The sequence below is a fragment of the Novosphingobium sediminicola genome (assembly GCF_014196525.1).
Lineage (GTDB): Bacteria > Pseudomonadota > Alphaproteobacteria > Sphingomonadales > Sphingomonadaceae > Novosphingobium > Novosphingobium sediminicola.
Window position 1 is genome coordinate 218,807 of the sequence record NZ_JACIDX010000003.1, and the last position, 13,866, is coordinate 232,672.

A 13,866-nucleotide genomic window follows, 5' to 3' on the forward strand; every position below is an offset into this window, starting at 1 on the left:
ACGGACCTTCCCCGGCGCGCCGGGTAGAAACGGATGGCGGGCGTGATGCCCGCGCAGGGATGGGATAAAACCGGCCCCGTCCGCGACGCGCGGGGGGGGTGGGGGGATTGCGCCCCGGACGGGAACCGGTCTGGGCAAACGGCGTTTGGGGTAAACGCCGCGCCTTGGGTCGGACGCGCTGTTCAGGCGCCCGTTGAAAGAGACGAACCGGGCAGGAACGGACGGTCCTGCGCTTGGTGGACGGGGGTAGTCGGCCCGTACCCTTTCAATACCAAGCGGTATAAAATAGGACGGGCCAGACGTCAACCTGATTTTTATACCGAACGGTATTTTTATTTCATGTTGTTGAAAAGAGGATGATTTATCTTAACGTCCCGGCCAGATTGCCAGAGTCGTCGCCACCAGCCGTTCCAGCTCGGCCGGGGTGGCGCCCGAGCGGGCCTGCACCGTCATGCCCTGAAGGATCGCGGTCAGGTAATGGGCCATGGCCGCCGGATCGACGTCGGGGGGGAAATCGCCCTCGTCACGGGCGCGTTCGAAACGTTCGATGATCGCGCGGTCGGTGGCCAGACGCAGCGAGGTAATTTCGTCGCGGATCGAGTCGGCGTAATTGGTGCAGGCCACCGCGCTCACCACACTGAGGCATCCGCGCGGATCATTGCCCGTCTGCATAGCCAGCGATCCGCGCAGGAAAGCCTCGGCCACGCCCTTGGCCGTGGGCGCGGTCAGACCGGCGCGCACATAGGCCAGCTTTTCCTTTTCATACAGATCCAGCGCCTTGCGAAACAAGGCTTCCTTATTGCCGAAACAGGCGTAAAGGCTGGGCTTGGTGATGCCCATCGCCTCGGTCAATTCGGCCATCGAGGCGCCTTCATAGCCTCGCTCCCAAAACACCTTGAGCGCGGCGGTCAGCGCAGCATCGGGACAAAACTGTCGCGGCCGGCCCCGATGGGAAGAGCCCTGATGCGATGAATTGGGCGCCACGATGGTGTCAGGATCGAATTTCATACCACGCAGTATATAAGAGTTTTGTGACATGGTCCATAGCACTTGCCGCGATCTGTCGCAGGAATCCTGACAATCGCCTGTTTTGCTGCGGTGCAGCATGGGGCTTGCGCCCATGCCATCTTTCTGGGAAACTTCACGAATCGCGTGAGGAGAACCGGTTGTGACGGTGATCATCGACCCAACGCCCGACACGGCCGCGTCCGGCGGCAAAAGCGCCATCCTGCCCGCGCGGCCCGAGGCCATGCGCATTGACCCGGCCCGCACGGCGGTGGTCGTCATCGACATGCAGAACGCCTATGCCTCGCCTGACGGCTATGTCGATCTGGCCGGGTTTGACATTGCCGGGGCAGCCGGCGTGATCGGCCGCATCGCGCAGGTGCTGGATATCGCGCGCGGGGCCGGGGTTCAGGTGATCTTTCTGCAAAACGGCTGGGATAGCGATTATGTCGAGGCGGGCGGGCCGGGATCGCCCAACTGGCATAAATCCAATGCGCTCAAGACTATGCGCGCCAGGCCTGAATTGCAGGGCAAGCTGCTGGCGCGCGGGGGATGGGATTATGAACTGGTCGATGCGTTACAGCCGCAGCCCGGCGACATTCGCGTTCACAAGACCCGCTACAGCGCCTTTTTCAACTCGCAGCTCGACAGCGTGCTGCGTTCGCGCGGGATCAAAACCATCGTCTTTGTTGGCATCGCCAGCAATGTCTGCGTCGAATCGACCCTGCGCGACGCGTTCCATCTGGAATATTTCAGCGTGATGCTGGAGGATGCCACCCATCATCTTGGCCCCGATTTCGTCCATCAGGCCACGATCTACAATGTCGAGAAATTCTTCGGCTGGGTCAGCACGGTGGGCGATTTCTGCGGCAGCTTGGGGCAATTGCCCAAGGGAGGGGAATGATGCCTTTCGAGCCGATCAATCCGCCGCAATTTCCCACCCCCATCGCGCCCTATTCCGCAGGCGCGAAGGCGGGCAACACGGTCTATGTCTCGGGCGTGCTGGCGCTGGGCGAGGGGGGCGTGGTGCTGCATGTGGGCGATGCGGCGGCGCAGACGCGCCATATTCTGGACGTGATCGCCATCACGCTGGAGGCGGCAGGCGCGACCATGGCGGATGTGGCGATGAACCATATCTTCCTGAAAGACCTGAATGATTACGCCGCCTTCAATCAGGTTTACGCCCAATATTTCCCCGGCGACAAGCCTGCGCGCTATTGCATCCGGGCCGATCTGGTCAAACCTGATTGTCTGGTCGAGATTGCCAGCGTGGCGCATATCGGGTGATGCCGACGGCGGCGGACCTTTATTATGAAGAACATGGGCGGGCCGACGCGCCGCCCCTGATCCTGTCGAGCGGTCTGGGCGGATCGGCATCCTATTGGCGGCCCAATCTGGCCGCGCTCTCCCGCCATTTCCGCGTGATTGCTTATGACCATCGCGGCACGGGGCGCAGCGACAGGGCCTTGCCCGAGCGCGTGACTCTGGCCGATCTGGGGGCGGATATGCTGGCGCTGATGGACAGGCTGGGCATCGCGCGGGCCGGGATAATCGGCCATGCGATTGGCGGGATGGCGGCGTTGGAGGCTGCCCGCGCCGCGCCCGAGAGGGTGGATCGGATCGTCATCATCAACGGCTGGGCGCGGCTCGATCCGCAGACGGCGCGCTGTTTCGATGTGCGGCTCACACTTTTGCGCAAGGCCGGCGCGCGGGCCTATCTGGAGGCGCAGCCTTTGTTCCTCTTCCCGCCCGACTGGCTGAGCGAGCATGACGCGGCCCTGCGCGAGGAGAGCGAGCATCACCTTGCCCACTGGCCGGGCGATGCGACCATGGAAAAACGCATCGCGGCGGCGCGCGCCTTTGATGCCGCGCCATGGCTGGGTATGATCGACTCGCCGGTCTTCGCGATCAGCGCATCCGACGATCTGTTGGTGCCATGGCGCAATTCGCAGGCCCTTGCCCACGCGCTGCCCCATGCCGTCCACCGTCATTTCGACTGGGGCGGCCATGCGCTCAATGTTACCGCATCCGATCGGTTCAACCGCGACATCCTCGACTGGCTGACCAGCGGGGCCACGCTATTTAGGAGCTAGCCCCATGCAAGTCGGCGTATTCGTGCCCATCAACAACAATGGCTGGCTGATCAGCGAGAACGCGCCGCAATACCACCCCAGCTTTGACCTCAACAAACAGATCGCGCAGAGCGCCGAGAAATATGGACTCGATTTCCTGCTCTCGATGATAAAACTGCGCGGGTTTGGCGGCAAGACGCAGTTCTGGGAATATGGGCTGGAAAGCTTTACGCTGATGGCGGGGCTGGCGGCGGTTACGGAAAAGATCAAGATTTACGCCACTTGCCCCACTCTGGTCATCCCGCCCGCCTTTGCCGCGCGCATGTGTTCGACCATCGACAGCATCAGTCATGGGCGCTTTGGTCTCAATCTGATCACCGGGTGGCAGCCGCCCGAATATACTCAGATGGGCGTGTGGCCGGGCGATGAGCATTTCCGCAACCGCTATCAGATGCTGGACGAATATGCCCATATCCTGCGCGAATTGTGGGCAACCGGCGTGTCCGATTTCAAGGGCGACTATTACCGGATGGAGGATTGCCGCGTCCGGCCTCAGCCCGAAGGCGATATGAAGATCATCTGCGCCGGGTCATCCGATGCTGGTCTGGCCTTCTCGGCCAAATGGGCGGATTACGCCTTTTGTCTGGGCAAGGGCGTCAACACGCCCACCGCCTTTGCCTTCAACAATGACCGTTTGGCCAAGGCGCTGGAGGTGACGGGGCGCGAGGTTCAGGTCTTTGTGCTGGTGATGATTATCGCGGCCGAGACGGATGAAGAGGCGATGGCCAAGTGGAAGAGCTATAATGATGGCGTGGACCTTGAGGCCATCGCCTGGCTGGCCGAACAGGGGGCAAAGGATAAGGTCAACACCGACACCAATGTTCGCCAACTGGCTGCACCGGAGGGCGCGGTGAACATCAATATGGGCACGCTGGTCGGCTCTTATGCCAGCGTGGCGCGGATGCTGGATGAAATGGCGCTGGTGCCTAATACGGGCGGCGTGCTGCTGACTTTCGATGATTTTGTCGAAGGGGTGGAGGCCTTTGGCACCCGCATTCAACCGCTGATGAAAAGCCGGAAATAGCAGGGCAATACGCCAAATTGCATCCGAAGCTTTTGCCGAACTCGCTTGGCAAAGGGCGCAAAGACATGAAAACAGGGATGATCCTATTGGTCGAGGAATCCCGCCATGTCGAAACTGTTTCCGATCCTGCTTTGCGGCGCGGCGCTGATCCCGGCGCAGGCCATGGCCGATCCGGCCATCGCCTTTATCGACGCCACGGTGTTCGACGGCACGGGCGCGGCCCCGGTCCGGGAAACCGTGCTGGTGCAGAATGGGCGGATCGTGGCCGTGGGGGCAAAGCTTAAGCTGCCCGCAGGCACGCGCAAGGTGGCGGCACAGGGCAAAGCGCTGCTGCCCGGCTTTTTCGATGTTCATACCCATTGGACACCGGGCGGATCGCCCGAAACCACGCCCCAGATCGCCACCGCCTATGTCCAGTCGGGCATCACCACGGTCAATGATTTCCACCAGCAGCCCGAATCCTATGCCCCGCGCCGGGCTTGGCTGGCGCAATTGGTGGCCCCTCATGTCAATTTCGCGGCCCGCATCAGCACGCCGGGCGGCCACGGTGCCGATTGGGCCGATCAGGCCACCACGATCTGGATCAACACGCCCGAGGCCGCCCGCGCGGCGATCAAAAGCCTCGAAGCCTACAAGCCCGACCTCATCAAGGCCTTCACCGACGGTTGGCGGTATGGCGCGGCGCCCGACAACACCAGCATGGACCGCTGGACCTTGCAGGCGTTGACCGAGGAGGCGCATAAGCGGGGCTGGTCGGTGCTGACCCATACGGTGACGGTCGAGCGCGGGGTGGCGGCCTCGATGGCGGGTGTGGATTCGCTGGGCCATGTGATACAGGACCGTCTGGCCACGCCCGAAGAGGTGGCCCAGATCGCCAAAAGCGGCATGGGCATGGCCCCCACGCTGGCCGTCTATGATCCCGAAAAGCCCGGACAGCCGAAGGCGGACGAGGCCCGTCTGCGCAAATTCTCCTATGCGCTGAAAAATGTGAAAGCGTTGTTTGATGCCGGTGTGCCGATTTCGGTGGGGACGGATGCGGGCATGCCCGGCACGCCCCATGGCGCGGCCACGCTGCATGAACTCGAACTGCTGGTGCGCGCCGGTTTGACGCCCGCGCAGGCCCTTGTGGCTGCCACGCAGACCAGCGCGAAAGTGATGCGCCTTGATGGCGATCGCGGCACGATTGCGCCGGGCAAGAGGGCCGACATTCTCCTTATCGACGGCAAGCCATGGGAGAATATCGGAGACATTCACAAGATCACACAGGTCTATATCGACGGCCGTCTGGTCAGCGGCATCGGCGCACCGCCTCTGCCCGCCGCCAATCTGGCCAACCGCCTGCCCTCGGTCAAAATCGCGGCGCTGGTCGATGATTTTGAGCGCAAGGACGGCCGCTCATCGCTCGATACTTTGCGGCTGGAAACCGGCGATGGCGGCATGGACCGCACCGTCGAGATCATTCAAACCGTGCCGCGCGATGGCGGCGGACAGGCCTTGCTGCTTTCGGCCAAAATGGCGGTGAAGGGCGATGCCTATGCCGGTTTTGCCGTGCCGCTGACGCGCGGTTCGGTGGTGCCGGTCAATCTGACGGGGTATAAGGGCGTGCGCTTCGATATACGGGGCGATGGGGCCTATGTTCTGCGCCTCAACGGGCTGGATGGCGTATGGAGCGCGCCGGTTTCGGGCGGCGCGCAATGGGCCAGCGTCGAGGTGCCTTTCACCGCGCTGGTGGCTGCGGCGCAGCGGGGCAAGCCGGGGCCTGCCTTTACCGGCGATGGTCTTGTGCAACTCGAACTGGGCGGATCGCGCGAAGGCGGTCAGCGGCTCTGGGTCGAGGTGGACAACATCACTTTCTATTGATCGCCGCTACTCGCCGCTTCACCGCAACAATCAGCTCGGGCAGGCTGGACACCTGCTCGATGCCATAGCGCGCGCCGGTGATGTCCACATTGCCCTTGCGCCAATATCCGGGCGGGCACAGCACGATCAACTTGCCGCCGCGCGCATGGAGCCCCATTTCCAGCAGGCTGATCGGGCTTTGCGATCCGGGCGAGAAATAGAGAACGATGACATCGGCGCTTTCCAGCGCGCCCAGTTCCCATTCGACCTGACGGCGAAATTCCGGCTCGTCGGCCTCGGGCCGCCATTTGGGGTTCCAGTCGGGGCGGCGCGGGTTGAGGATCACCACATTGTCCGCCGCCAGCGCCTCGATCATGCCCTTTTGCCAGTCCGGCGCATTGCCCATATCGATGCTGCCGCCCAGAAAGACGCGGGGCCGGTCATGCGCGGCGGGCAGGGGTTCGGGCGAGGTGACGACTGTTGAAGTCTGCGCATGGGCGAGTGGAGCGGCCAACAGCAGGGTGAGGGGAAAGAGCATTCTCATACCCCCGCGATAGGGCCGAAGCGCCCCGCGATCAACGGCGGCTTGCCGCATCCTCATCCCACGCGGCCTGCGCCGCCAAATCGTCAAACTCCTCCGGCCAGTCCGCCGACCATGCCGCCTTTTGCGCCTCATCGGCCCAACTGGCGCGGATCCCCGCCATCATCATGGCGCGCAGATCGTCGCGGCTGGCGCCCATATGGCTGTACATCAATTCCCACGCGCCCGCCGGGCTGACGCGGTGCAATTGGGGATCGTCGCTGTTGGGGTGGATCGACATGCCCATGGCGATCATCGCGCGGATCGGATGATGGCGCGCCCAATCATCGGGCGTCATGGTGCGCAGGTAATAGGAATTGGTCGGCACCACGGTGAACACCATCCCGCGCGTGCGCAGGCTCTCGGCGAAATCGGGATTGTCGATCACAGTATAGCCGTGGTCGATCCGATCGACGCCCAGTTGATCGACGGCAATGGCGACATTGGTCCATGGCATCCCGAATTCCCCGGCATGGGCGGTGGCGCGCAGCCCGCTTTCCCGCGCCAGCGCATAGGCGGGGGCGAACCATTCGGGCGGGCCGTCATTCTCGCGGTAATCGATGCCGATGCCCGCCACGCGCGGATGGCGATGGGCCAGCATCGCCTCTACCATGGCCACGGCCTGTACGGGCGGGGCCTCACGGTCGATGGCGGGGATGAGGAGCGATGAGATCGGCGCGGCTTCCATCGCCTCCACCATCGCCTGCTGGATCTCGCCATAGGGGATGGCATGGGCGGCCAGCGTGGCGGTGGGGTTCCAGAAGAATTCGGCGTGGCGGACGTTATCGGCCGCCGCATCCTCCAGATATTCGCGCACCAGCCGGGCGATATCCTCCGGGCGGCGCAGCAAATGCTGCTCCATCGCGCGCAGGGCGTGGAGTACGCCGACCGGCTTGCGCCCGCGCGTGTAAAGCCCAGCCGCCATATCCGAGGGGATGGGCGCATCATAGCGGCGCGCCAGATCGCGAAACGTCTCCTCGCGCATCGCGCCCAGCAGATGGCAATGCAGTTCCACCTTGGGCAGGCGAGTGAAGAAGGCGCGCTGATCCGCGCGGACCACCCGCCCTGTGGCCGAGGGGGGCAGTACCGACAGCGTTTCTTCCATGGCAATCGGCATCGCGGCGGCTCTCAACGGTGGACGGTGGTGTAAAGGTAATAGGCCAAGGGCAGCGAGAGCAGCAACAGGCCGGGCGACACCTGCCGCGCCCGCCCGCCGATCAGGCAGGTCAGCACATAGGACACCAGCCCGACGGCAATGCCGGTCCCGAAACTGTTGGCGATCAGCGTGGCCAGCAGCATCAGCACCGGGGGCAGGGTTTCCTCCAGCCTTTCGCCGCCCAATTGCCGCAGCGACCCCATCATCCCCGCGCCCACCAGGATCAGCGCCGGGGCGGTCGCCTGTTTTGGGATCGCCATGGCCAGCGGGATGGCCAGCAGCGAGGCCAGATAGCAGAGAGAGGCGGTGATCGGCACCAATCCGGTGCGCCCGCCGGCGCTTGCCCCCGCCGCCGATTCCACCAGCGCCGTGCCGCCCGGAATGCCCAGCACCGGGCCGAAGGTGGACGCCAGTGCATCGACCAGAAAGGGCCGGTCGATCTGGGGCAGATTGCCCTCATGGTCGGTCAGCCCCGCCTTGGCCCCCACGGCCAGCGTGGTGCCCATGGTGGAGAAGAATTCGGCGACGAAATAGGCGAAGAGATAGGGCAGCGCGCGAATCGTGAACACCGCCGCCCAATCGACATGGCCCAGCACCGGCCCGATGGCGGGGGGCAGGCCCAGCGGCATGGCGGGCGCATGAGTCACCCCCAGAACCGCGCCCAGCGCCGCCGCCGCGATGATACCGGCAAGGATTGCGCCGGGCACGCGCCGCGCCTGAAGCGCCACCGCCACGCCCAGCCCGACCAGAGCCATTTGCGGCCCGGGTTGCGAAAAATCGCCAAGGGAAAGCGCATTGGTCTTGGCATTGACCGCCACCATCCCCGCATCACGGCATCCCAGCAGCGCGATGAACATGCCGATCGAGGCGCCAAGGCCCAGCTTGATCTCACGCGGGACCAGCCGCATCACCCAGCCGCGCGCGCCGGTGATCGTCAGTAGCGTGAACAACACGCCCGAGGCCATCGCAATGCCCAGCGCCGAGGGCCATGGCAGATGTTCGACCTGCGTCAGCGTGATGCCCAGCAGCGCCGCCCCGCCGATGCCCGGCCCGACGATAAAGGGCAGATTGGCGTAAAGCCCCATCGCCAGACTGCCCAGCGCCATGACGATCAGCGTAGCCGTGGTGGCTGCGCCCTGATCCATGCCGCCGCCCGAGAGCAGGCGCGGGATCACCACCACCAGATAGGCCGAGGCCATAAAGGTGGTCAGCCCCGCCACGGCCTCGCGCGGCAGGGTGGTGCCTCGTTCGGCCATACGTTGGCGCCATAATGCGCCCATCATTGGCGGGCCTGCGCGGTAAAGCGGGCAAGGAAGCGGGGCACGTCGATGCTCTCGACCACCTCAACCATTTGCTCGCCGCGATGGGGGGCCAACTCGTCCTTCCACATCTGCGCCGTGCCATAGCCCGCGCCGGGCATCAGATCGACATCCATGCGCGCGGTGAATTTCTTGGTCACGAGGCCGGGATCGAGCGCGACGGCCACGGTCATCTCATCCCACAGCGGCTGGTCGATGCGGGCATATTGGGCGATATAGCGCGCGGTGGGTGTGCCCGATGCGCCGATCTGATCGGCCAGCGCCCGGCTCATCCGCGCCGAGGTGGTGACATTGCCCACCACGGTGATTTTCCGCCAAGGCGCGGTCAGCACGATATGGGCCGCTTCGGGGTCAAAGACGAAATTGAAATCGGTGGCATAATCGGCATTGTCCAGCACGCGGGCGGCCTGCATGTCATAGCCGCCGCCCTGCATGGCGATGCCCTTGGCTTTGACGGCAATATCGGGGGCGATGCGCAGCGCCAGCGCGATATTGGTCAGCGGCCCGGCGCAGATGATCGTCACCTGCCCCGGATGGGCGCGCACGGCCTCGATCAGGCGGTGGACGGCATCCTGAGTCACCGGCTTGATGGTGGGCGCGCCCTCGGCCATCGGGGGGACCAGATCGGGGTCTTCGGGGTGATATTGGCGGCCCGGCTTGGGCGCGTTCCATGCGCCCTTCCACGGGATCGGGCCAAAGCGGGTCTCCCACGCCTTCATTTCGGGCAGGGAGCGGATCAGCGGCGTCTGCGCGCCCTTCGCTACCGGCACATCGGCGCGGCCCGCGATTTCGAGGAAGCGCAAGGCATGCTGCGTTTCCTCCTCCAGCCATTGGTCGCCGGTGACGACGCCAACGCCCAGAAGGTTGACCTGAGGATCGCGGATCAAAGGGATCAGGGCCTGAAGATTGCTCTGTCCGGGGCCGAGGAAGTCATTGTCGAACCATACCATGGCGCGACTGTCTTGCCCGGCCGGGACAGAATGGCCGACAGGTCTGGGCGCGGCCATGGTGAGGGACGCCATGGAGAGAGCTGCGCTGCCCAGCACTGCCTGCCACAATTTCATGCCCTGATCCCCCTCCTGCTTATTTCGCTTCGGCCAGAACCAGCACCGTGGCCAGTTCATTGTTGAAATTGCGCAGGTTGACCGTTTTTTCCAGCTTCAGCCCTTCGTCGAGCGAGTGGTTGCGGAAGGTTTCAAAGCCCGAACCCAGCGTGAGCGCGGAAATGCCCTTGCTCATCGGGATGTTGCTGTCGGTCGATCCGGCGCTGTATTTGGGGGCATAGCCATTGGCCTTGGCCACGGCATCGGCCACCTTCACAATGCGCGAATCCATCGGCGTGGTGCCGCCCGGACGGTCGCCCACCAGCTTGGCGTCATAGGTGATCTTGCCCTTGGCGGTCGAGCGTGCAGCGTTTTCGGCCGCCACGGCTTCGGGCAGGATCGAGAGGAAGGTCTTTTCTTCCGCGTCCAACTGCGCCTTGCCGTTCGAGCGCATGTCGATGGTCATGGCCGTGGCAAAGGGGATCGAATTGACCGAGGTGCCGCCCTCGACGATGCCCACGTTATAGACGGTTTTGGGATCGCTGGGCACCTGCATCTTGGCAAAGCCGACCATCGCATTGGCCATCGCATAGGCCGGGTTGACCAGACCGAAATCGCCCATCGAGTGGCCGCCCGGACCGTTGAACGTCACCTTGTAGCGACGCGAACCGGTGCCCGCATTGGTGATGCGCTCGCTCTGGCCGGGTTCAAAGCTGATGAAATGGGTGATGCGGTCCTTGTACTTGCCCTGCGAGAACAGGTAGCGCACGCCGCGCAGGTCGCCCGGGCCTTCCTCGCCCACATTGCCCATGAACAGGATGTCGGCCTTGGTCGAAAACGCGCCCGCCTTCATCGCGCGGATGAACGCCAGCAGGACCGGCAGGCTGCACGTGTCGTCGCCGATGCCGGGGGCATAGAGCGTGTCGCCTTCGCGGCGCACCTTTACATTGGTGCCTTCGGGGAAGACGGTGTCGAGATGGGCGGTGATGACGATCAGCGGGGTAGCCTCGCCCTTCGCAGCCCCGGTGCCGCGACGCAGGCCCATCACGTTGCCCACGCCGTCCATTTCGACGTCTTCCAGACCCTCGGCCTTGAGCATCGCCATATAGGCCTTGGCGCGCGCCTCTTCCTTAAACGGCGGGGCGGCGATTTCGGTCAGGGTGATGATGTCGGCGACGATGCGGTCATAATCGCCCGCCAGCGAGGCGGTCGCCTTGGCGAACTTGGGGCTCTTGAGCAGCGCCTTGGCGGCCGTTTCCTCGGGGGTGGCGGCGCTGGCCTGGGGCGCGATCATGGCCACAGCCGCCAACGATGCAAAGGCAAACAGAGTGTTACGCATAGGAGACATCCTCGTTTGGATAGTTCCCGGCCGGGCGGGCGCCCGACCGGGATTTCAGGATTTTAGAAATTGCCGCGCAGGTTGACGCCGATGGTGCGCGGGGTGGTGGTGGCAATGTAATCAGGCGTGCCGCTGACCGCCGAATAATAGCTCAGGCCAGAAGCATCGAGCAGGTTGCGGACATAGACATAGACGCCGTAACGCTCATTCTCGATTCCCGCGCGCAGGTTGACCTGCGAATATTTGCCATAGGTGCGATAAAGCGCGTTGGTGGGGTTGAGCTGAGTGGTCATCTTGCCGGTGTAGCTGAAATCGGCACGCATCATGCCCTTCCAGTTGCTGTTGATGGTCCAGCCATATTCGGCGCCCGCGCTGGCCGTGGTGCGCGGAATGCCGGTCAGGATGTTGCCCACGCGGCCCGCCGCCGTCACCTCGGAATTGACCTGATCGGCGGTCAGGCGCGGATAGACCACCGAGAGCGAACCGTTGAGGAACAGGCCCTTGGTGGGCGTGCCGCTCAGTTCAGCCTCGAAACCTTCGATGCGCGCCGCGCCCACGTTGCTGATATAGCTGAAATTGCCATAGGTGGCCTGGACCGCAGTCTGCATATTGGTCCAGTCGATGCGATAGGCGTCCACGTTGAAGGTCAGCTTGCGGTCGAACCACTGGCTCTTGAGGCCCAGTTCATAGTTCCACAGCGAGTCGGCCTGATATTGCGTGGCCGAGGCCGGGATGCCCGGCGTCAGATTCGCGCCGCCGGGGCGGAAACCCTGCGATGCGGTGGCATAGATCATCAGGTTGCGGTTGGGTTTCAATTCAACATTATACTTCTGGATGAAGCCATCGGCGCTGGCGTTGACCTCGGTATAATTCATCGGCGTCTGGCCGTTGAAATAGTTATAACCGAGGTAAGCGCCGCCCACGATCTTCTTATAGTGATAGTGGCGCAGGCCCGCCGTGATGTTCAGGATGTCGATGGGGCGATAGGAGAGCTCGCCGAACTGCGCGGTCTGGTTGATGACATCGCGCACAAAGCGCGAGCCAAGATCAACCAACGGATCACGCATCAGGCCCGTGCCCGGAACGCCGGCAAAAACGGTGGTGTCCACCCGGTCCTTGCGGTTTTCAAAGAAGGCGCCCAGCGTATAGTTCAAACGGCCCTTGCCATCGGAATTGAGGCGCAGTTCGTTGGTGACATTTTCCACCCAGCGCGGCTGATAATTGCCGATGGGCATCTGGCTGTTGGCCCAGCCCAGATAATTGGCGCGCAATTGGGCCGAGCTGTATCCGCCCGCGCTCGATGCGCAATTGCTGGACGATGTGGTGGTGCCCGATGCGCCCGTCTGCAGCAGCGATCCCGAATAGGTGTTCTGATAGAGGCCGCAATAGCGATAGGAATTGGCCACCGACTGATAATTGTCGCTGTTGTCGTTGGTCTGGCGCACATCCCAGCGATAGTAGCCATTGGCCAGCGAGATCGTGCCGATCGGCGTGGTCCACTTGGTGTCGAGCGAGAAGATCTTCTGCTTGTCGATGGCGGGCGTGTAGATGCGCAGGCCCGACGTATAGGTGCCCACCGAAGGCGCCCAAAGCGAGGTGCCGCCCGTGTGCTGATCCTGGATGATGCCCATGAAATTGATGCGCAGATTGTTGGTCGGGCGGAAGCCCAGCATCAGGCGGCCGCCCGTGGTCATCACGCTGTTCATGTTATAGCGGCCGATCGAGGGATCATCGACAAAGCCGCCGGTGCGCTGGCGATAGAGCACGAGGCGCGCGGCCAGCATGTCCTCGATGATCGGCACGTTGACCGCGCCCTTGATGCTGTAGCCGGTGCCGCCATTCTTGGTGGTTTCCACGCCCGCATCGACGGCGGCTTCATACTTCGTCAGGTTGGCCTGCTTGAACAGCACGCGCAGGGTGCCGCCCATCGAGCCTGACCCGTAAAGCGTGCCCTGCGGCCCGCGCAGTACTTCGAGGCGCTCGGTGTCGAACAGGTTGAGGTTGGGGGTCGAGCCCGAAGGGTCCGAGGTGGTGCCCGCGGGCCCGGTTAGCGGCACTTCGCCGAAATAGACGCCGACGGTGGCTTCGCCTGCGGTCTGGATGCCGCGGATCGACACGCGGGTGCGGCCCGATTCGCTGGCCAGCAGGTTGAGGCTGGGGACCGAGCGCGCAACATCGGCAATGCCCGCCGCGCCCATGTTGTTGAGCATGTTGCCGCTCATCGCGGTGATCGCCAGCGGGGTGTCCTGCACGCGGGTTTCGCGCTTAAGAGCGGTCACGACGATATCGTCGCCCTGGCCCGCCGTCTGCGCCATCGCGGGCGTTGCCGCCAGCGTCGATACAGCCAATGTCGAAACCGAAAGCAGCCATGCTGCACAAAGCTTAGTGTTCATAGTCCATCCCTCATTGGCGAGTCCCAAACCGACGCG

At 63.6% G+C, this 13,866-nt stretch carries 12 protein-coding genes; 5 read left to right on the plus strand and 7 right to left on the minus strand.

Translation table 11 applies throughout. From position 1 onward, the window contains the following. Positions 1-366: 366 nt before the first annotated feature. Positions 367-1,008, minus strand: a complete 642-nt coding sequence (locus GGR38_RS05140; protein ID WP_183623359.1) for a TetR/AcrR family transcriptional regulator — start codon at positions 1,006-1,008, stop codon at positions 367-369. A gap of 160 nt (positions 1,009-1,168) precedes the next feature. Between GGR38_RS05140 and rutB the strand changes: the two genes are divergently transcribed. The 5 genes from rutB to GGR38_RS05165 all read left to right on the plus strand — a co-directional run bounded on the left by rutB (position 1,169) and on the right by GGR38_RS05165 (position 6,021). Next, on the plus strand, positions 1,169-1,909 hold the full coding sequence (gene rutB, locus GGR38_RS05145) for a pyrimidine utilization protein B (RefSeq protein ID WP_183623361.1): 741 nt from the start codon (positions 1,169-1,171) through the stop codon (positions 1,907-1,909). Further along, on the plus strand, positions 1,909-2,292 hold the full coding sequence (gene rutC, locus GGR38_RS05150) for a pyrimidine utilization protein C (protein WP_183623639.1): 384 nt from the start codon (positions 1,909-1,911) through the stop codon (positions 2,290-2,292). The genes rutB and rutC overlap by 1 nt, the downstream gene beginning before the upstream one ends. Further along, a complete protein-coding gene (rutD, locus tag GGR38_RS05155; protein WP_183623363.1) occupies positions 2,292-3,098 on the plus strand; it encodes a pyrimidine utilization protein D in 807 nt (268 codons plus the stop codon). The genes rutC and rutD overlap by 1 nt, the downstream gene beginning before the upstream one ends. A gap of 4 nt (positions 3,099-3,102) precedes the next feature. Next, positions 3,103-4,161, plus strand: coding sequence for a pyrimidine utilization protein A (gene rutA / locus GGR38_RS05160; protein ID WP_183623365.1), 1,059 nt, complete (start codon positions 3,103-3,105; stop codon positions 4,159-4,161). 105 nt (positions 4,162-4,266) lie between these two features. Further along, complete coding sequence (locus tag GGR38_RS05165) at positions 4,267-6,021, plus strand: amidohydrolase family protein (protein ID WP_183623366.1); 1,755 nt, start codon at positions 4,267-4,269, stop codon at positions 6,019-6,021. Here GGR38_RS05165 and GGR38_RS05170 read toward each other — a convergent pair. From GGR38_RS05170 to GGR38_RS05195, 6 genes are all read right to left on the minus strand, one after another. After that, complete coding sequence (locus GGR38_RS05170) at positions 6,008-6,538, minus strand: nucleoside 2-deoxyribosyltransferase domain-containing protein (RefSeq protein WP_246404242.1); 531 nt, start codon at positions 6,536-6,538, stop codon at positions 6,008-6,010. The two genes, GGR38_RS05165 and GGR38_RS05170, sit on opposite strands and share 14 nt — an antisense overlap. 37 nt (positions 6,539-6,575) lie before the next feature. After that, a complete protein-coding gene (locus GGR38_RS05175; RefSeq protein ID WP_221227009.1) occupies positions 6,576-7,697 on the minus strand; it encodes an adenosine deaminase family protein in 1,122 nt (373 codons plus the stop codon). An 11-nt stretch (positions 7,698-7,708) separates the two neighbouring features. Further along, complete coding sequence (locus GGR38_RS05180; RefSeq protein ID WP_221227010.1) at positions 7,709-8,992, minus strand: NCS2 family permease; 1,284 nt, start codon at positions 8,990-8,992, stop codon at positions 7,709-7,711. A gap of 23 nt (positions 8,993-9,015) precedes the next feature. After that, positions 9,016-10,119 (minus strand): nucleoside hydrolase, encoded by a 1,104-nt coding sequence (locus GGR38_RS05185; RefSeq protein WP_183623371.1) that lies wholly within the window; start codon positions 10,117-10,119, stop codon positions 9,016-9,018. Positions 10,120-10,138: 19 nt separating this feature from the next. Then, positions 10,139-11,437, minus strand: a complete 1,299-nt coding sequence (locus GGR38_RS05190) for a M20/M25/M40 family metallo-hydrolase (protein WP_246404243.1) — start codon at positions 11,435-11,437, stop codon at positions 10,139-10,141. Positions 11,438-11,499: 62 nt separating this feature from the next. Next, the gene (locus tag GGR38_RS05195; protein WP_183623373.1) at positions 11,500-13,830 is read right to left on the minus strand and encodes a TonB-dependent receptor; all 2,331 of its coding nucleotides are present in this window, start codon (positions 13,828-13,830) and stop codon (positions 11,500-11,502) included. Positions 13,831-13,866 lie beyond the last annotated feature (36 nt).

Excerpts from the sequence above, each read along its gene's own strand:
- GGR38_RS05180 (WP_221227010.1), bottom strand. The coding sequence starts at position 8,992 with ATGGCCGAACGAGGCACCACCCTGCCGCGCGAGGCCGTGGCGGGGCTG.
- GGR38_RS05190 (WP_246404243.1), bottom strand. The coding sequence starts at position 11,437 with ATGCGTAACACTCTGTTTGCCTTTGCATCGTTGGCGGCTGTGGCCATG.
- rutD (WP_183623363.1), top strand. The coding sequence starts at position 2,292 with ATGCCGACGGCGGCGGACCTTTATTATGAAGAACATGGGCGGGCCGAC.
- rutC (WP_183623639.1), top strand. The coding sequence starts at position 1,909 with ATGCCTTTCGAGCCGATCAATCCGCCGCAATTTCCCACCCCCATCGCG.
- GGR38_RS05175 (WP_221227009.1), bottom strand. The coding sequence starts at position 7,697 with ATGCCGATTGCCATGGAAGAAACGCTGTCGGTACTGCCCCCCTCGGCC.
- GGR38_RS05185 (WP_183623371.1), bottom strand. The coding sequence starts at position 10,119 with ATGAAATTGTGGCAGGCAGTGCTGGGCAGCGCAGCTCTCTCCATGGCG.
- GGR38_RS05195 (WP_183623373.1), bottom strand. The coding sequence starts at position 13,830 with ATGAACACTAAGCTTTGTGCAGCATGGCTGCTTTCGGTTTCGACATTG.
- rutA (WP_183623365.1), top strand. The coding sequence starts at position 3,103 with ATGCAAGTCGGCGTATTCGTGCCCATCAACAACAATGGCTGGCTGATC.
- GGR38_RS05170 (WP_246404242.1), bottom strand. The coding sequence starts at position 6,538 with ATGCTCTTTCCCCTCACCCTGCTGTTGGCCGCTCCACTCGCCCATGCG.
- GGR38_RS05165 (WP_183623366.1), top strand. The coding sequence starts at position 4,267 with ATGTCGAAACTGTTTCCGATCCTGCTTTGCGGCGCGGCGCTGATCCCG.
- GGR38_RS05140 (WP_183623359.1), bottom strand. The coding sequence starts at position 1,008 with ATGAAATTCGATCCTGACACCATCGTGGCGCCCAATTCATCGCATCAG.